This window comes from Desulfurococcaceae archaeon MEX13E-LK6-19, from assembly GCA_029637525.1.
In the GTDB taxonomy this organism is placed as follows: Archaea; Thermoproteota; Thermoprotei_A; order Sulfolobales; family Desulfurococcaceae; genus MEX13ELK6-19.
Genome location: CP072660.1, coordinates 41,182 through 63,819, shown reverse-complemented (window position 1 = coordinate 63,819; position 22,638 = coordinate 41,182). Strand labels below are relative to the sequence as shown.

29 protein-coding genes are annotated in these 22,638 nt (G+C 38.1%); 19 read left to right on the top strand and 10 right to left on the bottom strand.

Going from position 1 to position 22,638, the window contains the following annotated elements; translation table 11 throughout:
- Positions 1-21 precede the first annotated feature (21 nt).
- Positions 22-405, top strand: a complete 384-nt coding sequence (locus tag J4526_00350) for a hypothetical protein (protein ID WFO75395.1) — start codon at positions 22-24, stop codon at positions 403-405.
- 295 nt (positions 406-700) lie between these two features.
- Here the strand turns inward: J4526_00350 and J4526_00345 are convergent, their stop codons facing one another.
- Positions 701-982, bottom strand: coding sequence for a hypothetical protein (locus tag J4526_00345; GenBank protein ID WFO75394.1), 282 nt, complete (start codon positions 980-982; stop codon positions 701-703).
- 130 nt (positions 983-1,112) lie between these two features.
- Positions 1,113-2,225: a peptide chain release factor aRF-1 gene (prf1, locus tag J4526_00340; protein ID WFO75393.1), complete on the bottom strand. Its 1,113-nt coding sequence runs from the start codon at positions 2,223-2,225 to the stop codon at positions 1,113-1,115.
- Between the two features lie 161 nt (positions 2,226-2,386).
- Between prf1 and J4526_00335 the strand changes: the two genes are divergently transcribed.
- Both J4526_00335 and J4526_00330 read left to right on the top strand, forming a co-directional pair.
- The gene (locus J4526_00335) at positions 2,387-3,022 is read left to right on the top strand and encodes a threonylcarbamoyl-AMP synthase (protein ID WFO75392.1); all 636 of its coding nucleotides are present in this window, start codon (positions 2,387-2,389) and stop codon (positions 3,020-3,022) included.
- A gap of 87 nt (positions 3,023-3,109) precedes the next feature.
- A complete protein-coding gene (locus tag J4526_00330; protein ID WFO75391.1) occupies positions 3,110-3,418 on the top strand; it encodes a hypothetical protein in 309 nt (102 codons plus the stop codon).
- A gap of 37 nt (positions 3,419-3,455) precedes the next feature.
- On the opposite strand, the gene J4526_00325 is transcribed toward J4526_00330, so the two are convergent.
- Positions 3,456-3,881 (bottom strand): hypothetical protein, encoded by a 426-nt coding sequence (locus J4526_00325; GenBank protein ID WFO76254.1) that lies wholly within the window; start codon positions 3,879-3,881, stop codon positions 3,456-3,458.
- A gap of 156 nt (positions 3,882-4,037) precedes the next feature.
- Between J4526_00325 and J4526_00320 the strand changes: the two genes are divergently transcribed.
- On the top strand, positions 4,038-4,640 hold the full coding sequence (locus tag J4526_00320) for a transcriptional regulator (GenBank protein WFO75390.1): 603 nt from the start codon (positions 4,038-4,040) through the stop codon (positions 4,638-4,640).
- A 14-nt stretch (positions 4,641-4,654) separates the two neighbouring features.
- On the opposite strand, the gene J4526_00315 is transcribed toward J4526_00320, so the two are convergent.
- Complete coding sequence (locus J4526_00315; protein ID WFO75389.1) at positions 4,655-4,987, bottom strand: hypothetical protein; 333 nt, start codon at positions 4,985-4,987, stop codon at positions 4,655-4,657.
- 78 nt (positions 4,988-5,065) lie between these two features.
- Positions 5,066-6,040 (bottom strand): zinc metalloprotease HtpX, encoded by a 975-nt coding sequence (gene htpX, locus J4526_00310; GenBank protein ID WFO75388.1) that lies wholly within the window; start codon positions 6,038-6,040, stop codon positions 5,066-5,068.
- 168 nt (positions 6,041-6,208) lie between these two features.
- Between htpX and J4526_00305 the strand changes: the two genes are divergently transcribed.
- On the top strand, positions 6,209-6,466 hold the full coding sequence (locus J4526_00305) for a hypothetical protein (protein WFO75387.1): 258 nt from the start codon (positions 6,209-6,211) through the stop codon (positions 6,464-6,466).
- A gap of 96 nt (positions 6,467-6,562) precedes the next feature.
- Entirely contained in the window at positions 6,563-6,886 is a 324-nt protein-coding gene (locus tag J4526_00300; GenBank protein WFO75386.1) for a hypothetical protein, read from the top strand.
- On the opposite strand, the gene J4526_00295 is transcribed toward J4526_00300, so the two are convergent.
- Both J4526_00295 and J4526_00290 read right to left on the bottom strand, forming a co-directional pair.
- Positions 6,864-7,595 carry a TatD family hydrolase gene (locus J4526_00295; GenBank protein WFO75385.1) on the bottom strand — a complete coding sequence of 244 codons (732 nt, stop codon included), beginning with the start codon at positions 7,593-7,595 and terminating at the stop codon, positions 6,864-6,866. The genes J4526_00300 and J4526_00295 overlap by 23 nt on opposite strands.
- Positions 7,596-7,627: 32 nt before the next feature.
- Complete coding sequence (locus J4526_00290; GenBank protein ID WFO75384.1) at positions 7,628-8,497, bottom strand: hypothetical protein; 870 nt, start codon at positions 8,495-8,497, stop codon at positions 7,628-7,630.
- A 160-nt stretch (positions 8,498-8,657) separates the two neighbouring features.
- Between J4526_00290 and J4526_00285 the strand changes: the two genes are divergently transcribed.
- Positions 8,658-9,329 (top strand): HAD family hydrolase, encoded by a 672-nt coding sequence (locus J4526_00285; GenBank protein WFO75383.1) that lies wholly within the window; start codon positions 8,658-8,660, stop codon positions 9,327-9,329.
- Between the two features lie 52 nt (positions 9,330-9,381).
- Here the strand turns inward: J4526_00285 and J4526_00280 are convergent, their stop codons facing one another.
- Positions 9,382-9,687, bottom strand: coding sequence for an ArsR family transcriptional regulator (locus J4526_00280; GenBank protein WFO75382.1), 306 nt, complete (start codon positions 9,685-9,687; stop codon positions 9,382-9,384).
- A 194-nt stretch (positions 9,688-9,881) separates the two neighbouring features.
- Here J4526_00280 and J4526_00275 point away from each other — a divergent pair, with 194 nt between their 5' ends.
- The 3 genes from J4526_00275 to J4526_00265 all read left to right on the top strand — a co-directional run bounded on the left by J4526_00275 (position 9,882) and on the right by J4526_00265 (position 12,912).
- On the top strand, positions 9,882-11,201 hold the full coding sequence (locus tag J4526_00275) for a TIGR04013 family B12-binding domain/radical SAM domain-containing protein (GenBank protein WFO75381.1): 1,320 nt from the start codon (positions 9,882-9,884) through the stop codon (positions 11,199-11,201).
- Between the two features lie 22 nt (positions 11,202-11,223).
- Entirely contained in the window at positions 11,224-11,553 is a 330-nt protein-coding gene (locus tag J4526_00270) for a DUF167 domain-containing protein (GenBank protein WFO75380.1), read from the top strand.
- A gap of 156 nt (positions 11,554-11,709) precedes the next feature.
- Positions 11,710-12,912 carry a threonine ammonia-lyase gene (locus J4526_00265; protein WFO76253.1) on the top strand — a complete coding sequence of 401 codons (1,203 nt, stop codon included), beginning with the start codon at positions 11,710-11,712 and terminating at the stop codon, positions 12,910-12,912.
- A gap of 2 nt (positions 12,913-12,914) precedes the next feature.
- Here J4526_00265 and J4526_00260 read toward each other — a convergent pair whose 3' ends face one another.
- Positions 12,915-13,559 carry an HAD-IB family phosphatase gene (locus tag J4526_00260; GenBank protein ID WFO75379.1) on the bottom strand — a complete coding sequence of 215 codons (645 nt, stop codon included), beginning with the start codon at positions 13,557-13,559 and terminating at the stop codon, positions 12,915-12,917.
- 21 nt (positions 13,560-13,580) lie between these two features.
- Positions 13,581-14,171, bottom strand: coding sequence for a hypothetical protein (locus J4526_00255; protein WFO75378.1), 591 nt, complete (start codon positions 14,169-14,171; stop codon positions 13,581-13,583).
- A 131-nt stretch (positions 14,172-14,302) separates the two neighbouring features.
- Here J4526_00255 and J4526_00250 point away from each other — a divergent pair, with 131 nt between their 5' ends.
- The 9 genes from J4526_00250 (at position 14,303) to cysS (ending at position 22,574) form a co-directional block, all read left to right on the top strand.
- Positions 14,303-14,611: a TRAM domain-containing protein gene (locus J4526_00250; GenBank protein ID WFO75377.1), complete on the top strand. Its 309-nt coding sequence runs from the start codon at positions 14,303-14,305 to the stop codon at positions 14,609-14,611.
- Positions 14,612-14,655: 44 nt separating this feature from the next.
- Positions 14,656-15,012 carry a hypothetical protein gene (locus J4526_00245; protein ID WFO75376.1) on the top strand — a complete coding sequence of 119 codons (357 nt, stop codon included), beginning with the start codon at positions 14,656-14,658 and terminating at the stop codon, positions 15,010-15,012.
- 174 nt (positions 15,013-15,186) lie between these two features.
- Positions 15,187-16,860: a lysine--tRNA ligase gene (gene lysS, locus J4526_00240; GenBank protein WFO75375.1), complete on the top strand. Its 1,674-nt coding sequence runs from the start codon at positions 15,187-15,189 to the stop codon at positions 16,858-16,860.
- Between the two features lie 82 nt (positions 16,861-16,942).
- The gene (locus J4526_00235) at positions 16,943-18,382 is read left to right on the top strand and encodes an HD domain-containing protein (protein ID WFO75374.1); all 1,440 of its coding nucleotides are present in this window, start codon (positions 16,943-16,945) and stop codon (positions 18,380-18,382) included.
- Between the two features lie 67 nt (positions 18,383-18,449).
- A complete protein-coding gene (locus J4526_00230) occupies positions 18,450-18,941 on the top strand; it encodes an adenosine-specific kinase (GenBank protein ID WFO75373.1) in 492 nt (163 codons plus the stop codon).
- A 166-nt stretch (positions 18,942-19,107) separates the two neighbouring features.
- The gene (locus tag J4526_00225) at positions 19,108-19,449 is read left to right on the top strand and encodes a hypothetical protein (protein WFO75372.1); all 342 of its coding nucleotides are present in this window, start codon (positions 19,108-19,110) and stop codon (positions 19,447-19,449) included.
- 84 nt (positions 19,450-19,533) lie between these two features.
- Positions 19,534-20,184, top strand: a complete 651-nt coding sequence (locus J4526_00220; protein ID WFO75371.1) for a hypothetical protein — start codon at positions 19,534-19,536, stop codon at positions 20,182-20,184.
- Between the two features lie 153 nt (positions 20,185-20,337).
- Entirely contained in the window at positions 20,338-21,066 is a 729-nt protein-coding gene (locus tag J4526_00215; GenBank protein ID WFO75370.1) for a purine-nucleoside phosphorylase, read from the top strand.
- 74 nt (positions 21,067-21,140) lie between these two features.
- The gene (cysS, locus tag J4526_00210) at positions 21,141-22,574 is read left to right on the top strand and encodes a cysteine--tRNA ligase (protein WFO75369.1); all 1,434 of its coding nucleotides are present in this window, start codon (positions 21,141-21,143) and stop codon (positions 22,572-22,574) included.
- Positions 22,575-22,638: the final 64 nt, after the last annotated feature.

The following is a 22,638-nucleotide window of genomic DNA, read 5'->3' as shown; positions in this document are numbered from 1 at the left end:
TTCTTTTACAGGAGAATACATATGCCAACAGTACATTTATCGCTGCCAGAGAGCATCTACAGAGAGCTCAAGAAGTACGCTAATCATTTGGGAGTACAGGTAACTGACCTTATAAAGATGTTCATAAACAAAGGGCTTGAAGAATATAGAGAGAAATATAGTGTTCCGGACAGAACAGAAGAATTAATAGCTACTATAAATACTGTTGTCAAGGCACTTGAAAAAATTGATAAAAGACTAAAATATTTAGAGCTTAGGATCAGAGAAAATGAGGTAAAATTGAAAGAGTTTATAGATGATGTAGAGTCCCGTATTAATGATCTAGAGCTAACTATACAGGAAATACAAGAACCTGTTTTAGAGCCGGAAATTATAAATGCAAGACCAAGAAAGCAGCGTATTTGAGTAGATTATTATTAAAGTAATATCGTTTGGCTTATCCAGGTAAACATATATAATATGCTAACCTCTTACTCCTATTCTTGAGTGAACCCCGGAGCCCGTGGGACACTCCCGTGTACCGGGAGAAAGAGTGACCACGGGACGGGTCACTCCCGGCCTCATTTTACACAAACATATTCTTGAAAACTCTTGAATAAGGATTTGTTAGAGAGATAGTTAGAAAAATGACTATACATTTATTTTCCATTAATCCTGCTAAATAAAAGAGTTTATTGGGTAGATGGAGTCTTTAAGTTAATTACCTTAAACCGGGTTTCTTTGCGGGTATGTAATTTCTTTTGGATTCGGGTTCGACATCACCTAATTCATAGTAAATTTTGTATTCTTCTTCACCGAAGTCTAGAAGCTTCTTTTCTTTGATATATGCTTCTATTAGTTCATCAGGGATATTATCGAGTCTTCCGAAGATAAATTTGTATCCTTGTTCTTCAAGCCATCGAGTAAAGTCTTCATTTAACCCGGCTTGTATTATGAGTTTTAATAGGTGTTCTTTCTCCTGTGGGGACAAATAAGGTCTCATTTTTATAATCCACCCGTTATGTTAGAAAACTAGGGGCTTCATGTTATTTCTTGGGTTTCGTATAATATAAAGTTTTGTAAGTGAAAATAGTCCATAAAAATTCTTTATGTTTTATGAACTTACCCTATGGTTAAAAGATCTTATATCTGAGTATTCCTACTACTCCTCCAAAAGTCTTCTTTATCCATGCGCCTTCAGGTATATCATCGCTCAGCATGACTGGTTTTGCTCCCCTTCGTTTGGCCAGCTCGTACCACTCGTCAGCATCAGGTCTACTCTCATCTATGATAAGCGTTTTTACTGCACCTAGTTCTAGAGCTTTTTTCACATCTTCTTCGCCATAAACAATCATACCATCGTCTTTAGCGAGATGTAGTTTAAATTCTTCAACAGCTTCAAGAGCGTCTACGTACTCTATGTTCTTCAGTATATCGCTTGCCTTCCTAACCATTTCACGCAAGCCTGCTTCGCCTTGATAAGCTACGTCTATTAGCTTTGGTAATACCAGTCTTCTTAGTCTATAGTCCAGGTAGTCTTTTTCCAAGAAATCATATTTTGAGTAGGCTGGTCCACCGATAAGTATTCCTTTAAGCTTCTTTTGCTCTAGGTATGGTTCAAACCATTTCTTAGCGTGTTCAGCAACTCTCTTATAGAAGTTATCCACCATTTGTTCTATTATTCTGTCGAATCTTCTCTGACTCTGTCCTCCTCGGTGGTGTTTGCCGGGTACATAGTCTTCAAGCTCCTCTAAAAGCTCGAGACGCGATCCCTTGAGTAAGCCTATTGTTGCAGCATCTCTTTCCACAATAATTAATCCGATCAAGTTACTCTCGACAACCATGTCTTCAAGGAATTCTGTATGGAAGTGTTTGTCTGTTCTGTAATAGTATACGGGTACTTTTTCTGGTGGAGAGAACATTATGCATATAAAGTCGCCGGTATCCATGTCTTCTCCGCAAAAGAGTACTAACCCGTTTTCCGGTACTTTGGATAACATGCTTAGCCTATCCATGGCTGCTGATAAAGCGCGTTGGACGGCTGATCGGGTCTTTTTCAACTTTATGTTATCTGTTATGGCATATTCTTGTCTTAGCATGTTAAGTACATCACTTATAGGTCTACCTGGCGGTATGTAGAGGCTTAATAGTACTGTTGCAGGAGCTTTCCACTTCTTTAGTTCTGATATTATCTTCTTCAGTTGCCTTCGGTCAACCTTAAGTTTCTCTAGTTTCTCTTCTGACAAGCTAAAAGCCCATCCCTTTACACCCTCTTGGCTCTAGACAATATAGCGATCACAGGTTTTTATATTCAACGATGATCCATAGGTTGTATGCAGAGTAATGAAAAATACCTGGTTCACCTAAACTCTAGATAAGTATAAATGGATGGAATGGTGTCATTGCGATGAAAATAATTAGAACAAGCTATATAAAACCATCAAGGAGCGTTGTAGAAGAAGCAGTAAACACCATAAAGGAAAAAGGAGTTGTTGTAGGAATCACCGATACAGTGTATGGAGTATTTAGTGATCCAACTAGAAGAGAATGTGTAGAAAAAGTATATAGAGTGAAAGAAAGAGTTGGCAAGCCGATTCCTGTTCTTGCTTCTAGTATAGATGCGGTTACAAGTATTGCTGATTGCAAGGAATGGGTTATAGAACTGCTCTACGCTCTATGGCCCGGGCCAGTTACGGTGATTCTCTCCTTGAAAGAGAGTATCTTTCCAGAGATTCTCCATCAGGGAAGAAACAAAGTTGGGTTCCGTGTACCAGCAGCACCTTTACCTAGACAAATAGCTGCATCGTTAGATGGATTTGTCACAGGAACAAGCGCTAATATAAGTGGGCTGAAACCCGCAGAAACTATAGACGAAGCAATAAAGCAGTTGGGAGACAGAATAGACCTATACATAGATTCAGGTATAGCGCCGTTGCGTATTCCTTCAACAGTCATAGAAATTCAAGACAATGAGGTAAACATTGTTAGGCAAGGAATAGTCAAAATTGATGTTATAAAGAGGATTATATCGCAAATCAAGTAGTCATGTAAAGTGTTATGTCTCTAGTTTTATATATAGATCATTATCGACGACTTTTATGGCATTAGTACTAAAGAGGTATGTATGACTATGAGTTATATTGAAGAATCCATGCTTGATGTGATACTGCTTGTCGGTAAGGGTAGTGATGTTGAATTAATGAAAGACATATTTGAAATAGCGAAAACTATCGTGGAGAAGAGTTATGGTATTAAAATAAATGGTTTTGTGGAAAAAACAAATGTTAATGAAACATATATTGAGGTTGATGGCAATAGATATCCTTTAAAACACAGTGTGCCGAGTATAAAAGATTTAGTAGACCTTCTTGTTATGGTAGCTGTACCCTACACTAAACCATATACCATTGGTTTAAGAGATAGTATTGTAACAACATAAAAAGAAGCTAATAAAATATTTGATCGGCTAATTACATTCAGGTTTCTTGAATAAAATGCATTTTATAGTATGGGCAGTCTTTCCAGTATTTTATACATTTTTCAACAAAACTCCTAGTCAAGTATCTGTCTAAGAACTTGCAGAACGCGACATAAACAATGTTGCCTGACTGATCTCTAACAGATGTTATTTCGTAAAACGGGCAATTGGATTTCATGTCGGGGGGTATGGTATGTATTCTTAAATACAGTGCAAGACCTTTCTCTTTCACACCCACGGCTCCTTCTTCAATAATATCTAGTTGTGTTTGTTGAGAAGAACGTTGTTCAGTATAGTATGGGCACTCGGTATATTTTTCGGTGAGACACCTAGAGTCTGTTACTGGAGCAGATGAGGGTTCACCGTATTCTCGTAAAGTCTTGGGACTATAGCATAATCCTTCTTTATACCAAGGACACTTCATCGACACTCTATTATACACCATCGGGCTCCTCTACTGAACTCCTATCTTTGTATACTAGGTATTTAATAGTGGAGGAACAAGAGTATGGTATCAAACTATTTTAAGCGATCTGGATAATAGTAATTATACGAGGAAATAGTGGGATGGTGTATAAGTATGAGCGAGGAGAAGAGAGAAGTAGAAGAATTATACATAGACTTAAGTAATGTACCATTAACACCAACGAGTAAGAAAGATATACAGAAATTGGAGACAGCATTAATAATTGCTACACTGTATAGCCCCGAAGTAATCGAATTAATAAGAGATCCTGTTGAGAGAGCAACATGGGTTGACAGCCTTGCAGTTGCGGCAGCTGCTCTGGCCCGTCAAAAAGCAGGATATCCCATAAGCCAAATAGCTGAAGAAGTTGGTAGAAGCGAGACAATGATAAGAGCACACCTTAGCGGTAAAACAAAAGCTGGAAAACTAGTACTACAAACTTATGAAAAAATGCTGAGAGGAGAACTAAGGATAAAGCTGCCATTTAAAGAAATAGGTGTGCCCATAACAGCGAAGCCTGAAGTAGAAGAAAAAATCAAGGAGCTAGAAGAAGCCAAGAAGAAGCTTGAATCAGAAAAGAAAGAGCTTGAATCAAAGATCAAAGAGCTTGAAGAGAAAATCAGTTCTCTAGAACAAGAACTTGCGAAGACTAGAGAAGAACTGGAGAAGAAGACCAAGATCATAGAGGAAATCAAGAGAATAATCAGTGAGGCTTAATTATTCTAGACAAATTAAATCGTTGGCTCTAAATGAAGTGAATATATTTTTTCACCATTATAGTGAATTGTGATACTAATAGTGGATGCATTAAGGAAATCGTTTTTATTCGATAATTTTACTCTTATTCTTGTTTCTCCGTCACGATACACCCTGATGGCATTAATTCCGTTTCGAGCATCAACAATAGCATCCTCTATAATCTCCCAGAGTCTTCTTGGACTTATTGTCATTATGTTCTTTGTTTTAACAATACCTCTCCATATAATACCTGTGTTATCGATAATATTGAATCGCTGTACCATAACGCCATCTATATACTCTGGTGTGTTCATAGTTACCTTCATTATCCATCACCATGCCGTATATACTATCCTCTATACTATCATTACTGTTGTGTTTTTAAATGTTAATGGAGGATTTATTTAGGCGTAATATTGTCTGCCAGTGAGTTCATCGAGAAACCTGAAACGCTTAGCTGGATGGGGATGTGTGCTGAAAATCTCTTGAAGGATGCTTGGCTTCATTCTCTTGATCTCTTCTACAATGCTATCCACATCATAAGCTCCTCCTGCTATCGCGTGTTCTGGTGGTGAAATGAACAACATTTTTAGTTGACTGTACTTTCCGAGATTAACACGATGTTTCTTGAGCCACCCACTAGCAATCATTATTCTAGCCAATGCTCTCTGTAGAAGTCTTGCACCATTGGGAATGGTTAGTGCTGCATGAGAGTCCGCATAATACTCTCTTAGCCTACTCAAATAAAGCACGCCAAGATTTAATATAAATCCGATTATGATCAAAACTATTCCTAATGCTATTAATGCTAGTGGTGTTAAACTCTCTTCTCTTCTTCGCTCATAGAAACCGAAAAGCCAACCCCACCTAACAAGGTATTCTCCGAGCCATAGAACTATCGCTGGTATTAAACCTACAAGCATCATTACCGTGATATCCCTATGCTTGATATGGCCTATCTCGTGTGCAAGAACCGCTGCTATCTCGTCTCGTGGAAGAGCCTCGAGAAGACCTCTTGTAACAGCAACACGATATCCTGTTAGCGGTGAGCCGTAAGCGAAAGCGTTAGGAATAGGTATATCGGCTATGAGTACCTTTGGCGTTTTTATACCTGATCTACGTGATATGTCGTTAACAATGTCTTGTATATAAGAATACGATGACGGAAGTGGTCTCGTATGATAAAACATGTCGATTATATATGGCGACAGAAGCCATTGAACAAAATAGAACACCAGTATAATGAATAACAAGTATATGAAGGCTGTTTCCATAAATAATGATAAGACGAAGTAAAGCACAAGACTTGATATAAGTGTGACAACAAGTATTGTCACAGCCATACTACTATAGAGTTTTAGCAAGCCAGTGGATACCATGATACCACTCCAGGGACATCAATGTATTCGGTCTATTAAAGCATTAAATATTCAGCTCTTTTATAAAAACTACCTCATCACGCAGTTTTTAGTGGTGATGTATAATAAGAGTTGTTATTTATAACGGGATCTCAAGGCATGAATACACATGCGAAAAGGGAGGGTGCTATGGCTTTATCTACTGCAATAGTTATCTTAGATCGGGACTCAAGAGTTATTGATTATGTAGCACCCTTAGATGTAGATACAAGTGTTTTAAAGAAAGCAGTTGATATAGGCTATCACTTGTTTCATGCAGCCGATTTTCTTTCAAAGAAAATGGAGTGGGGTGAAATAAAGTCTATAGCAGTGAAAATGCAAGATTTTGAAGTAACTGTTTTTGCGAAAAACAATAATTTAATACTTGTCATAAACATATCTTCTTAGAAGATAACAGTTTCTTATATACTCTAATGCATTTACGTGTCCACTTATTTAAATAATAGATGTCTCTTGTAGAACATTTACAGGTGTTCCTGCCATATGATGTTCGATGATGTATTTATTATTAGTGCACAAATAGAGCTATTGAAAAAGTACTTAGAAAACATTGAAAGAAAGATCTCTAAAATTAAAGAGAAACTATGCAAGGTAAATAATGGTAGCTTAAATATTGTACTTAAAGATGAATTAAACAACCTTATGAGGTTAAGAAGAGAAATACTTAGCTCAATGGAGAAGCTAATGGAGATCCAAAACAACATGCCTAAATTTAGTAGAGTTAATCGTTTACTACACCAAAATATTATGATAGAATACAAAGACGATGAAGTGAGTATGTTATCTAGAATAAAAAGATCCTTCTGAAATTCTTTTCAATAATATTAGCCACTTCAGTTATACTGATGTTCTTTACATGAGAGAGATATTCGACGGTCTCAATAACTAGTTCTGGAGTCATTTCAAGACCACGATACTTATACGGTGCATCGCTTTCGGTTAGAATGATTTCTATAGGTGCATACTCAATAATAGCTCGATGCTTTTTCTGGATTTTCCAGGCTGGATTAGCGCCTATGGCGTATCCTAGTTCTAGTATTTTATCGATTAATTCTTTTGGGCCAGTATACCAGTGGATGTATGCATGTTTTATATCGTTCGCTATGAGTTTATCGAGTACTTCACTCCAAGTACCAGCTGCATGTATGTTAAGAACTAGATCATATTCTCGTGCTAGTCTGATAAAGTAGTCGAAGAATACTCTTTGCTTTTCAATTGTTTGCGGGACAAATTTTGTATCCAAACCTATTTCGCCAAGGCATTTCACATCATATTTTTTAATGAGTTCCTCAAGTTTCTTAAGGTCATTTATACTTGTTTCATTAACAGACCAGGGATGAACGCCTATACATGGTACAATATTACTATGTGAAGAAGATAATTCCACTGTCTTCATACTTGACGGAATATCATCGGAAACGCATACAATAGTAAACTGGTTATTATTGGCAATTCTCTTAAATGTCTCCATAGGCATTTCGTGACAGTGGCAATGGGCATCGATAAATCTCGTCATTTATCTTCAACCCCCGTTTTGTATTATCTCATCTATGCCTTTAACGAAATAAAATCTATTATGTTCCCAAATACACGTTTATCTAAACTGAATTCTTCGTTTCCCTCGAGAACAGTCTTTAAGAGTAGTTTTGAGGAAGCTATAAGGACGAGTCTTCTTTCTTTACAGATATTTTTGACGTTAATCTCTTTGTTATGCTCGGAAAATGATATACACTCCCTTGGGTTAGTCAATAGTGTGTTGATTATATCAGGATTCCTTAGTTCCTGCCAAGTGAGGAGAGATAAGATACTTTGCTCCCCCTTTAAAGCTCTTGTAAGTTCCTCGATAAACCATTTCGTATATGGTTGCATGACCTTCTCCATGAGGAGTAGGCTAGAGAAAACTAGGTCAAGAACAGGCAGATTACTAGTGTTATCCGCTCTAAGAACAGCTGCTATCGGCTCGTTAGCATAGGTGCTTGGTAACATGAGGTATTTACTGTAGGTAGGCCATTTCAGTATGTTTTTTAGTACTGATTTAATTGATTCAAGAAAATTAAGCATTTTAGTTAAGTCTTTATCTAAAGTCTTATCAATAATTAAAAACGAGTCATTATCGATAATATTTAGTCTTCCAGAGATACAATATAATGTATTTACAGGCCTGCTGGTTTCCCATCGAGTATATCTTGTTGAACCCCATGTTAGTTCTCCATGGAGATATGCATTACATACAATCCTTATATCGGCACTGGCTTCTATTTCAATGCTATATTCAAAAAGATCGCTGTCTTTATAGACAAACACAACTCTATCATTGATAATCTTGTATGGCTCAATAATGAGCTTGTTTTCATCACTTGTTTTGCACTCGAGATTATTGTTTTTCAGTATGCATGTTAGAACGAGTTTCTTTGTCACAGCTTATAAACACCTAGGTTAAGAAATGTGTAGATACCTGCTTAATAAGGATTAAATGTATATTCTAGTCTCTAGATAAACCGACTGTGGATGATGAGTTTGCCGAATACCGAATGCTTGTATGTGGTTTCTCCCGAATACTGACTCGGGGTTAAATATTATGGTTCATAAGCTTAAACTAGCAATACTAGATTATGATATGACTCTTGTTGACTCACTTTTTGATTTCTTTAATGCCATAAATAGTGCTAGAGCATACTTTGGTGCTCAACCGCTTTCTCTAAGCGAGTTTATTGATGCGTTTATGAAGGATACTCTCCAAGAATATGCAGTACCACAGAAAGCTGTTGAAGAAGATTTCTGGCGTGTATTTAGAAGAATCTATGAAACACGATATGGATACCCAGCTAAAGGTGCTCATCAACTATTGTACTTCCTGAAGACAATTGGGTGCAAGAACATTATAGTCACTGGGAGAGAATCACCTGAAGAAAAAATATGGAATGAATTAAGAAGATTCAACCTTGATTGGGGTATCGACGAAATATATACTCTTTACACGTTATGGAAACTTGAAGGAGTTGAAGAATATCTCTTCGATAAATCATGGCTTATAAAATACATACTTGATAAACATTGTGTAGAACCTTGTGAGGCAGTCATGCTTGGCGATTACTGGATTGACGCGTTAAGTAGTATGAAGGTTGGTGTACCCTTCATTGGCGTTATGCTATATCCTTTGCGAAAAAGTATTCTCACAAAGAAGGGTGTAAAATATGTTGTCGAGAATCTATACGATGCAATACTAGTTTTAAAGGAAATAAAATGTTAGAAAGGACGCGTTGAAGAACTTTTACTAGAAGTTTGTCACAGAGATTGCTATTCTAGAATCCTATTATCATATAGCGTCCATCACTATTTATTGTTATTATACCATTGCTCATCAGTGTTATCAGTGCCTTTCTTATCTTGTCTTCGCTTGCCAGTCCTGATAGTATTGTATGGATTTCACGTAGATTCATAGGCTTTTCTTTTAATAAGTCGAGAATTATCTCAATAAGTTCATCCTCATTTGGAGCAGTCATTAGTACTACATCGTCGTCCTCATATAGTTTCCTAAGCTTAATCTTGTTGATGAAGTATCTTACTTCTTCTTCGGTTAAACCTATGTTTCCACTAGGCATGCTCATGATTACTAACCTCCGAAACAAGGATCGTTTTTCTAACAATATATTGGTTAGAGAGGGGATATTCTTTTCGCTTAATCACAGTAAAATAGTTTTTATTAGTAGCATGGTAAGCACAGATAGCTTGTACATGCTATTGAAACATATTAGTGGTTTTAAACAAAAATAGTGACATGATTATTAGGTGTCTACATCATATGACAGGTAAAGCAGCTGTCTTAATGTACTATGGACCTTCAAATAAGTACTCGGTAAATGCGTTGGTAGCAGTACTTGATCTTCTTGATGAAATCGATGTATACCTTGTTGAAGACTATGTGAAAACTCCTTTCTTAGCTAGATCGCTACTAAACAAGTACAATACAGTTATTATTGGAATGAGCTTCAATACACTTATGCTCACCGACAAGAAGTTCTTGGACACAATTTTCTTGCTTAATAAAAACAAGTCACGTAATATAATCACTATTGCTGGTGGACCACATCCGTCAGGGGATCCAATAGGTAGTATTGAGTCTCTAAAATTCGATTATGTTATTATCGGTGAAGGTGAAAGAAGTCTCCCCAAACTTGTTGAAGAACTTACGGAAAAAGGAGATCCATACAATGTTGAAGGAGTATTTGCCAAAGATGACAGTGGCAAATTTGTTTTCAAGAAGCGTCCACGTATAATAGACCTTGATGAATATCACCCATTTCCATTTTGGAGGTATTTGTTTGGAGCAATAGAAATAACAAGAGGATGCCCTATTGGATGTAAGTATTGTCAAGTAACATATATGCATGGACCAATATTGAGGCATCGGAGTATAGAGAACATACTCTACTACCTTGATATAATGGGTAGGCATGAACTTAAGGATTGGAGATTCATCACGCCAAACAGTCTTTGTTATGGAATGAGGGGTTATGAGAGAGAACCAAGACTTGAAATTATAGAAGAACTACTGGATAAAATGTCGTTGTTGTCAAGGAAATACAATGGTAGAATTTTCTATGGAACTTTTCCAAGTGAAGTGAGGCCAGAACATTTAACACATGAAGCAGCAAAGGTTCTCAGAAAATATGTGTCAAATAAAAACATTATAATTGGTGCACAAAGCGGTAGCAATAGAGTCCTTAAGTATATTGGGCGTAAACACACCATAGAGGATGTCTATGAAGCTGTTGAAGCAGCGATAAAAAATGGTTTCACTCCTGATGTAGACTATATTATTGGTCTTCCTGGAGAACAAAAGGAAGACCTTGAAGAAACTCTTGTCTCCATAAAGAAAATAACTAGCATGGGCGGACGTGTACATCTGCATGTATTCCTCCCGCTTCCCGGAACACCGTTCTCTATGGCGCCTCCAGGAAGGATACCAGACTGGTTTAAAAAAGAAGTCTATAAACTCCTTGGTAAAGGAAAACTCTATGGGCAGTGGAAGATGCAAGAAGAACTTGCTGAAAAAATACATGAATTGAGAATAAAGGGTATAATAATGCCACATAAAAAATATATTCTTCAAGCCAAGTAATATGAGATCGGTGGTTTTTGATATGGAGGACAGTAAGCTAAAAGCAATATATAATAGCGTTCAAGAGACTTCCAAGGGTATTGTAATACAGGTATTCGTAAAACCTGAATCGAGTAAAGAAGAACTCAGAGTTGAAGGTGGAGAATTGGTATACTACACTACAGAACCCCCTCTACAAGGTAGAGCAAATGCAGCTCTCATAAAATTCTTTGCAAAAACTCTAGGGCTCCCGATAACAAAGATAGATATCGTTTATGGTGTTAGGGATAGGCTGAAGAAAATACTTGTTAAGGATATTAAGTTAGATGAAGTTGTCGAGAAAATTAGTGAAGCTGTTACTGAAGATAAGTAGGATTCTTTCCCACGGTAATAAAACTACTCAACAAAACCAGCAATGATTTAGTTTCTTTCCTATAACTTATAGTTATGAAGCTAGTCGTGTAATGTTTTATAGACATGGAGGTGATGGGTTTTTACATATACGGATACACGCTCTCTTGTAGAGTACATAGATAAGCTCATACCAGTAGCTTATGATTACATTAGAGAATATGTACATAAAACACCTGTTGTGACCATAGCTAGTTTATCTGATATTGTTGGAAAAACTGTTTATTTGAAGCTTGAGAACTTCCAGAAGACGGGAGCTTATAAAGCAAGAGGTGCAACGTTCAAGGTAATGAAGCTTCTTGAAGAAAAATCCGTGGAAGGTGTTGTAGCGGCTTCTTCAGGTAATCATGCACAAGGTGTAGCCTATGCAGCCATGGTGAACAAGATAAAAGCAGTAATCGTAATGCCTGAAACAGCGTCTCCAACGAAAGTGATGGCTACGAAAAGCTATGGTGCAGAAGTAGTATTGTATGGTACGATATACGATGATGCTTACTTGAAGGCACTTGAAATTGCTGAGAAAAGAGGTTATGAGTTTATCCATCCATTCGACGACCCCGTGATAATAGCTGGTCAAGGAACAATAGGTATTGAGATTCTAGAGCAAATACCTGACGTCAAAGAAGTACTTGTGCCAATTGGCGGTGGAGGACTTATATCGGGGATAGCCATAGCGATCAAGAAACGCAGACCCGATGTAAGAATTATTGGTGTGGAGCCAGTGAATGCTGCTGCCATGAAGTACTACATTGAGGGACGCATCAGTGAATACAAGCCACAAATGAGTATCGCCGATGCAGTAGTGGTGAAGAAGCCAGGTAATTATACAAGCAAAATAGTTAAGGAACTCGTCGACGAGATAATTCTTGTCGATGAAGAAGATATATCGCGTGCAGTATTCTTCCTCTTGGAACGAGGTAAAATAATAGCAGAAGGGGCTGGTGCATTACCCGTAGCAGCTCTTCTCTCAAAGAAGTATGTTCCACGTGGTGAACCCGTTGCATGTGTTATTAGTGGAGGAAATATTGACCCAACATTATTATCGAGAATAATAGTTCATGAACTTGCTAGAGATAAGCGATTAGTCACGATAAAAGGTGTCGTAGACGATAAACCCGGGGTCTTAAGAGACATTATTGGTGTGCTAGCTAAATACAAACTCAATATAGTTGATGTAATACATGACAGAGCCTCACCTATGTTGTTGCCGACTAAAGCATCATTGACACTAATATTTGAAGCAGCATCCTATGAACTCGTCGAGAAAGCATTAAGTGAATTAAAGAAACAAGGATACGTATTCAATATAAAAACAATATAAAGCTACTTTAATAAATCAAGAATCTCAACAAGGTTCTCAATAACATAGTCAGCGTAATCACAAGCCTCATCGCAAGGTTTTACAGCAATAGATAAACCGACTTTTTTAAACACTGGTATATCCCATTTACTATCACCGACATATACCACGTCCTTCATATCTAAACCGAGTCCTCGAACTATTTTTTCGATCAGGAAAGGTTTTTCCTTCAGGGGAACCCATGCTTTTCCGCCAGGTATAACATACCCATTTTCATCGTAGACAAGCTCATTATATAGGCATATATCTGCTCCAAGAACACTGCAAACCTTCTTTACAACATAATCAACACCACTACTAACAACAGCTAGGAGGTATCCACGTTGTTTTAGTAACTTGCCGATGAAGAATACTTCGTCGCGAAGCTTTATTGTATCTAATGCTTTCTCTATGTCCTTTCTATGTATAGGAGCTTTCCATGAATTAATCATTAACGCGATATCTATCTTCATCCAATCAAGATAGCTTATCTTGTCTTCGGCGTATAGTTTAGCAAAATAACTATTATCAAAACTCTTAAAGTATTCGTGGAGAATAAGCCAACTACTATTATCAATAGTCAAAACTCCATCACAATCAAAGAACACTATCTTCTTGGCTGTAAACACATGGAACCCCTCGTTCTACTTTTACTTTTCTTTCCCTTCAATAATACTAGCTATTTTGCGTATAATCTCGAATATTGTATCTTTTTTGTCAAGTGGGATCTTAAGAATGGTAGTGATCTCGATGTTATAGTTATGAGGGGTCTTTGTAAGCAAAGCTCTCACATTCTTATACTCAATAATAATGCCCTTGTCTGTCTCATTGATCTTAGCTCCAACGAGCATCCGGGCTATTTCTTGAAGTAATGTGTCTTCTTCAGGTTTCCTCACGACGCCCTTCTCTAATGATTGTATTCTTTCCTGGGCAGCAGCAACAACATCAGGTAAATCTCTGTATTTTTCTATAATAGTGTTCAGTATCTCTAGTACTAGATCAGACGCATTGGCTGATTTTAGAGCGCTAATAACCAAATCAAAATCCCTGCTTCTGAGATACTTCGCTAGATTACCAGGGTTTCCTCCAAATGAGCTGAATCCATACTTATCTTCCGCTAATGCTATAAGTTTCCTTACTTCATCGACAATAGTCACTAATGCTTTTCGCTCTCTACTATATCTTGCCAGCAATGGGTTAACGATGTGTCTCAGGAAATCTGGTCTCTCAATCACGGTCATGATACCACTCTCGAATTAACCTACGCGTCACGTTAATCTAGAGAACAAAATAAACCAAGATACTTAATAACCTCTCTATACAATAACCTATCTTGTTCAGAAGAACGTATTATTCGGAACGGGATGTAGTTGTGGCGAGGCATAGGAAAAGAAAACATTCTTGGAACCCTTATACTAGTGAAATCCAGAGACTAAGTATTTATCCAAGAATACAAGCGCCTAGAGACGATGATAAACCAAAAGTCGGCGATATAGTTGAGGTCATAGTATCCGACATGGATAGTAAAGGACGAGGTATTGCTAGCTATAGAGGATACAAAATAATAGTGTACAATGCTGGAGTAGGATCAAAGGTAAAAGCTAGAATAACAAAGATAGCAGGCGATTCCATCTATGCAGAAGTGATTAGCACAATAAGTGAGAGCAGTGTTGAATATTAGCATTAGAAACACAAGGTTCAATAAATTGTGCCAGGGTATACATATTGTCTGTTGAAACTAGCAATCTAGCGCAGATGATAAGACTTCTTCGTCGAAGCGGTGTAAGTAATAGTGTATTGAAGAAACTCTTAGATGAAAAAACTATCAACGATAGCATGCAAGCGGTAAGAATAATTGACATAATTAGAAAACAGCCAGAAACAACGATAATATATGAAGATGAAGAAGGCGGTTTCAACACCGAGCCCGCATATGCAGTAGTGCTGTTATACAAAGACATAGTGTTATCTTACTTTTCATCACCTACACACGGTTTCCTTAGAATAAAGAACATTAATGATATTGATAGGGAGGTAAGCTACCTAAAAGCTTTACTAAAGGAATACAGTGCCAGCACCTAGTTATGTTATGGGTAACGGATGCTACTATCCACTAAATAATTTATTTTTCTCCTACAATAGTCGATGACGGGGCTTTTTATTTTTGGTGAGTAGAAGGAAACATTTTTGTATAAGAAATAGGTGTTTCTCCATAGAGAACTCATAAAGTCATCTAGCAGTATTTGGTGAAGATTCTTGGTTGACAAAGAAGTTGGAGAGTGTATTAAGAGAGTTGAAGAATATTCAAAGAAAGTAGAGATTCCCTACCCATATCTAGAATCTAATGAAATGAAGTATGTGAACCTAGACAGAGTTGCTGATATAATCAAGGAGAATACGCCGGAAATAAAATGGGATAGAGAAGTCCGTGTAGCTGGAAGAATCATGGCTGTTAGAATTCATGGCGGGCTCTCATTCGCGGATCTTTACGACGAGGGCTATAGGATCCAGTTGTATGTTGCCAAGAACATTGTTGGTGAAGAAAAATATGCATGGTTTACAGAAAATGTGAGACGTGGCGATATACTATGGGTTAAAGGAGTTCTTATAAAGACCAAGCGCGGTGAATTGTCAATCAAAGTTAGTGATTACAGGATGCTTGTCAAGTGTATGGTTCCGCTACAACATACATGGATAGGTATAGAGGACCCCGAGCTCCGTTATAGAAAACGCTACTTAGATTTTGTCTTGAATAAAGAAAGTTACGAGAGGATAAAAGCGCGTTTTAACTTGATAAAGGAGATAAGACTATGGATGTATGAAAAGGGATTCTATGAAGCTGATACACCGATTCTTCAACCAGTATATGGTGGTGCGGCAGCTAAACCCTTCAAAACGTATGTTAACGCGCTTGATGAGGAATGGTTCCTAAGAATAGCTCCAGAATTGTACCTCAAGAGACTTCTTGTAGGAGGATACAATAAGGTATTCGAGATCGCTAAGGTATTTAGAAACGAAGACATTGATGTAACTCATCACCCGGAATTTACTATGATGGAAGCTTACATAGCGTATGCTGACTACAATGATATGATGGAGCTTGCCGAAAAACTACTGGGCGATTTAGTTGTAAAAATGACTGGAGGATACACCATAAGATATCCAGTTGATATAGAGCGTGTTGGCACATGGTATATTAGCCAGCTTGATGATGATGTATTGAAAGAAGCGCTTGAATACACTATACATACTTATACTAAAGGAAAGAGACAAGTAACAATAAGCAAAACAGCGCTAAAAGAGTTTAAGAAAGATCCTGTGAAGTATCTTGTAAAGAAAATAGGTGAACCAAGACTCATGCTTGAAATAAACTTGAAACCCCCTTACCCGAGATACAAGCTGCTCGATCTATTGAGAGAACATGTGGGTATAGACCCTGACACGATCTCTGATGAAGAAATAAAGAAACTTCTTGAAGAGAAAAAGATCATTATAAAGGGAGGCTATAACAGAGACATAGCATTAGTAAAGCTATTCGAGCACTATGTTGAGAAGAAACTTGTTCAACCAACATTTGTAATCGATTACCCAAAGGGTTCTAGCCCATTAGCTAAGCCGCATAGGAAAGACCCAAGACTTGTCGAGAGATTTGAGCTCTTTATAGCAGGGCTAGAAGTTGCTAATGGGTATACTGAGCAGAACAACGCTCTTGAACAATATCTAGCATTCAAAGAACAGGAACTTAGGAGAAAACTTGGAGACGAAGAAGCACATGAGCCAGACTATGATTTCGTTGAGGCCTTATGTGTTGGTATGCCTCCGGCAGGAGGTATAGGTATAGGGATCGATAGGCTGGTGATGTTGTTTACAGGCGCTACAAGCATAAAAGAGGTCATACCATTCCCCATGGTTAAGAAAAAGAGTTCTTGAAGCAAGTTTTATTTTCTCTAAGACACCTAGTTTCTATCAAGTAAGTAATCATTACTAATAACTACTTAGCAGGCGATTTCTCTTGAAGGAAATAGTATTTTCCAAAATGTCCTGGAGCCTCATAAGAGATCCGATTTATAATTACATAGATTTTAATAAAGATATAGAGAAACCAATAATTGACTCTACTCCTGTTCAGAGACTCCGTTGGCTTCGACAACTACAATTGGCTAACATGGTTTACCCTGGTGCTGATCATACAAGGTTCCAGCATAGTGTAGGAGTAATGCATCTAGCTGGCTTATTTGCTGAAAAACTTGCAAGAGAATACAAGGAGTTAGTTGGGGATCTTGAAGGTTATAGTATTGACGCACTTGTTGAAATAGCTAGAATCACGGGATTGCTCCATGATGTAGGCCATGGTCCTTTCAGTCATGCTTTTGAAGAAGCTATTTATTGGAGTAAGAAACTGCCAATACCAAATCACGAGGAAGCTGGAATATACATTGTGAAGTATAGTGAAATAGCTAAAGTACTTGAGGAATATGGTATTCTTGATCCTGTACTCGAGATCCTATCAAGTAAGAAACCTGGTTCACGCGTCTTGTCATTGATAAGAAATACTGTTAAGGAGTGGGTTTACCCAGCCGATATAATGGATTTCTTGCTGAGAGATAGCTATTACGCTGGTACTAGGGAGTACGGTATAGTTGATTACGCTAGACTGATAAAACTCAGTCATGTAAATCCCGAGGATCCATCAAGTATTTCTCTAGAAGAAAAAGCTCTAGGTGCATTAGCGGGGTATCTGCGTAACAGAATTTCTATGTTCGAAAACGTGTACATACACCCAGTTTCCTCGATATTCAGCCATACGGTTGTCCTTATGATGCGCAGGGACGATGAGCTAACTAACTATTACAGTGAAGCAATAGAGAAGCTCAGCGAAGGAGAGATAAAACCATATCTTGAGCTAACTGATTACCAAGCTCTTGTACACGCTAAAATGACTGCTGAAGAACATAAAGATGAAGAACTACGGATACTTGCTGAAAGCGCGTTCTCTAGAAAGCTATTATGGAAGCTCTTGTATGAACAGAAAATACTTGTTGAACCACGTGAACTAGCTGGACTGACAGGTTCACTTATTCTGAAGAAGAGCAAAGAGATACTAAAAGAGCTTAGCAAGAATCTTCACGACAGATTGCTTGACTCAATTCTTTCAAGTGATGCAAGCAACTTCTGGGTCTCAATAAATACTCTCAAGCCGATACCACCTGTACCCGGCGGTACTATACAGTTGTGCCGTGTAACAGATGGTAAGGTAGTAAATACTGTAAAAATGAGTATACCTGAGTTCCTTGATCGTGAGGGAATAAAGCTTAGGCTTATAATAAGAGTCTATGCACCAAGAACCATTGTAAAAGAGGAAGAGAAACTGAAAACAGCAGAGAAAATAGCTAAAGAGACTTTAATGGAGTTTATAACGCCAACAGGGCTTTTCACGGGCATAACTATGTAAGTGGAAAATATTCTTCAACTCTCTCTGGAGTAATATTTTTAGAAAAGGTGTTGGTTGGGTGGATTGGATGTCTCAGATAAAATTCTATGTTATTGATGTCCCTATACCTGAGAAGAGTAACGTGATCATAGGTAGAAGCCATTTCATAAAAACAGTGGAGGATCTCTACGAGGCACTTGTTACAAGTGTTCCAGGAATAAAGTTCGGGTTTGCATTCAATGAGGCTAGTGGCGATAGATTGGTTAGATGGGATGGTAATGATGAAGAGCTTGTCAAAACGGCTATTGAAGTTGCGAAGAATATTGGTGCAGGACATATATTTGTCCTATACATTAGGAATGCATGGCCAATAAATATACTAAACACATTAAAGCATGTACAAGAAGTAGTAGAATTGTATGTAGCCACAGCTAACCCTGTTCAGGTAATTGTAGCTGAAACAAATCAGGGAAGAGCTATCATTGGAGTAGTCGACGGGTATACTCCTGTTGGCGTTGAGGGTGATGAAGACAAGAAGAAGAGATATGAGTTCTTGAGAAAGATAGGTTACAAGAAATAGCCTGATCCTTCTTTTTGACTATTACGATTATACAGTGATCAATAATCTAAAAAGTTTTTAGAACTCTAAACAGTGTCCATACTTCTAAACAGTTTATAAACTCTGTTAACACTAGTAGAGGCTAGTTCTCTCCCAGACCGGTATGATCGCTGTGGAGGGATAGTTGTTGAAGCAACGCATGGTACTCGTCGGCAAAAAGGGTAGAAGTAATGTTGTCGAATACAATGTAGAGAAAGGGAGTATAGACCTCGATATTGTTATAAAAGAAGATGACGGACTTGCTTGGGTTGACGGTAACAAAATAATCATTAACGCCAGATGGCTTACCAATCACCCTCCGGATCTAGATGAAATTATTGAAGAGATCAATAGGTCTACTATACATGAGATTATAGAGCATTACTATGGTCTAGGACATAGAGCAGCAGTTATAGCAGAATCACTAGTATTCGGTTCTCCATGGTATACTGGCAATACAAAATGGCTTAATTATTCTCTTAAAGACTAGATTAATTAGATTCCTATCTTATTCTATCTCTCGGGCAAAGAAGTGGCGCTGGAGGAAAAACAGTACAGTATGGTGTAAACTACTATGCCTAAAGTATTTGCCAGAACAATAGTATTCAAACCTATGGTGTATAAAAGCAATGGTGTAGAACTTACCGTATATGATGGCGAGGAGATTTCGTGGCGTGAAATAGAGATCAATGAGACTGATAGAGACAAACTCATAGACAAGATGATTATTGAAGCAAGCACCATGGCTTATCAAAACAAGGTTGATGAAGGATATTCTTTCATATGGATGGAGATCCCTGGTATAGAAGTTATTGAAGGAGAAGGCGATTACAGTAAGGCAGAGACAATATTTTATCCAAAACCAGTTCAAGCCCACAAGATAGTGTTTTATAAATCCAATGGCGACAAAGTTGTTCCAGTTAAAGAAATTGTTATCGAGAGAGGCAAATACATTTATGATGGATACATAACTGTGAATAACCTTGATTTTGACTTAATAGAAATACATACAAGCAATGGAACAAGGTTACTCCTAAAAGAAGAACTCAAAATACCTTCATTAAGTAAAGTAGCTACAACGACAGAGACACAAAAGAAAGCAAAGAGAAAAAGAAAGAAGAAAAGAAAGACATCAACTAAAACAAAAAAGGCTGAGAAGAAGAGTAAAAAGAAAACAACCAAGAGAAAACGAAAGAAGAGAAAGAAGAAAAGCAAAAGCAAGTAGTTCACAAATTACTATACTACTATTAGAAGCATGAATAAGATCCTATTTCGCTTTGCATTCTTGCTGGGTAAAGATTCTCGGGAAAACACTTTAATTCATCTCTTCCTTATTTAACCTTAGAGTTTATGTATAATTAGAGAAAGGGTGTTGTACATGACTGTAACCCCTATTCATTTAAGGGACGCTAAACCCGAGGATATTGCTGACAACGTGATTGCTGTTGGTGATCCTGGTAGAGTAGAACTATTATCAGGTCTTCTTGAGGATTCTCGTGTTGTGAATAAGCATAGAGGATTTCTTGTAGTAACAGGGTATTACAAGGATTCTAGAGTAACGTTGGCTACACACGGTATTGGAGGGGCTTCTTCTGCGATAGTATTTGAAGAACTTAGAATGCTTGGTGCAAAAAGAATTGTTAGACTGGGCACAGCAGGAGGACTTGTCAAAGAGCTGGGTGTAGGATCTATTGTTGTTGCTTCTGGAGCCGGCTATTTATGTAATGGAGCAGCTCTTGGCCTTTATTCTCTAAATCACTGCCTAGCAACAGCGCCTGATCCAGTGTTGACAGCTAAGATCATAGAGAAGATGAAGGCTAATAACATAGAATACCATGTGGCACCAGTATTTAGTAGTGACTCATTCTATGCCGAAGACCCTAAGCTCGCGGAGAAACTAAGTTCAGTGGGATTCAAAGCAATTGAAATGGAGTGTGCTACACTCTTTGCTCTAGGGTGGATGAGAGGATTCTTTACAGCTGCAGTACTTGTAATAAGTGACAACCTTGTTGAAGAAAAGAAAGTGTTCTTGACTACTATGGAGTTGCGTGATAAATTCGAGAAAGTAGCTAGGATCGTCATGGACGTCTTTAGTGAACTGAAGTAGGTGTGGGCTACCAGAGATTTTTTATCACAAACTTGTCTTCATAATGTTACTAGACTGGTATACAGGATGAGATTATGTTTGATATAAGAATATATAACACGTTGACGAGAAGCCTAGAGTTATTCGAGCCGTTTGAAGAGAATTACGTTAGAATGTACGTGTGTGGTCCAACAGTTTATGATTACAGTCATCTCGGCCATGGCAGAGCTTATGTCATGTTTGATGCAATCAAGAGATATCTTGTGCTCCGTGGATACCATGTATTCCATATAACGAACATAACTGACATTGATGATAAGATCATTAGGAGAGCTAATGAGGAAGGAAGGTCATGGAGTGATGTGGCTGAAGAATTCACTAAAGATTATCTCGATGTTCTCGAGAAACTTAATATCAAGGTTGACTTGCATCCACGTGTGAGCGAGCATATCAAGGACATTATCGAGTTTATTCAGATCCTTATAGATAAGGGCTATGCGTATGTAGCGCCTAGTGGGAGCGTCTATTTTGATGTCGATAAGTACCCAGACTATGGTGCTCTAAGTAATAGACGAGACAAGGAGTTGTGGAGCCAGGAACAGGAGTTTGTTAGCGAGAAAAAGAACCCCTATGACTTTGCTCTGTGGAAAGCAGCCAAACCAGGCGAGCCATGGTGGGAGTCTCCATGGGGCAAGGGGAGGCCTGGATGGCATATAGAGTGTAGCGTTATGAGTACAAGGTATCTCGGTAAACAGTTCGATATCCATGGTGGTGGAACAGACCTGATTTTCCCACACCACGAGAACGAGCGTGCCCAAAGCGAAGCAGCACTAGGGGTCAAACCGTGGGTTAAGTACTGGGTTCACGTGGGTATGCTTACGATCCGTGGAGATAAAATGAGTAAGAGTCTAGGGAACATTATACCTCTCCGTGAAGCATTCAAAAAGTGGAAGCCAGAGGCAATAAGACTATGGTATCTCGGTAGCCACTATAGGAAACCACAAGACTTCACAGAAGAAGCAGTAGAGCAAGCCAGCAAGTTCTACGAGAGACTAGTCTCCACAATAAACCTTTTGAACAAGCTAGTACGTGAAGCAGAGAGTCCCCATAGACTTGAAGACAAGGAACTGGAGATACTAGAGAAACTCTTGGGTACATGGAGGAAATTCCACCAAGCCCTAAGCAACGACTTCAACACAGCCGAGGCGTTGGCGGCAGTACACGAGCTAACAAACATAGTGTTCAAAGACATACAGTACAACCCCAAGTATACACTGGTCTGGAAAGCCTATCAGCTCCTCAGAGAATACAATACAGTACTAGGAGTCCTAGACAAGTATTTCGAGAAACCAGCAGAAGAACTACGAACGCTAGTAGACGAGATCTTAGAAGTAATAGTCGAAGTAAGGAAAGAGCTCAGGAAACGAAAAGAATACGAGTTAGCAGACAAGATCAGGAGCGAGTTAGAAAAAAGAGGAATCCGTCTACTAGATAAAGGATTGGAAACAACATGGATAATACAAAGATGAACTTTATGACCGTTAACTAGTTTTTAATCGAATAAAAACACTTTCTAATTAAGGCAAACAACAA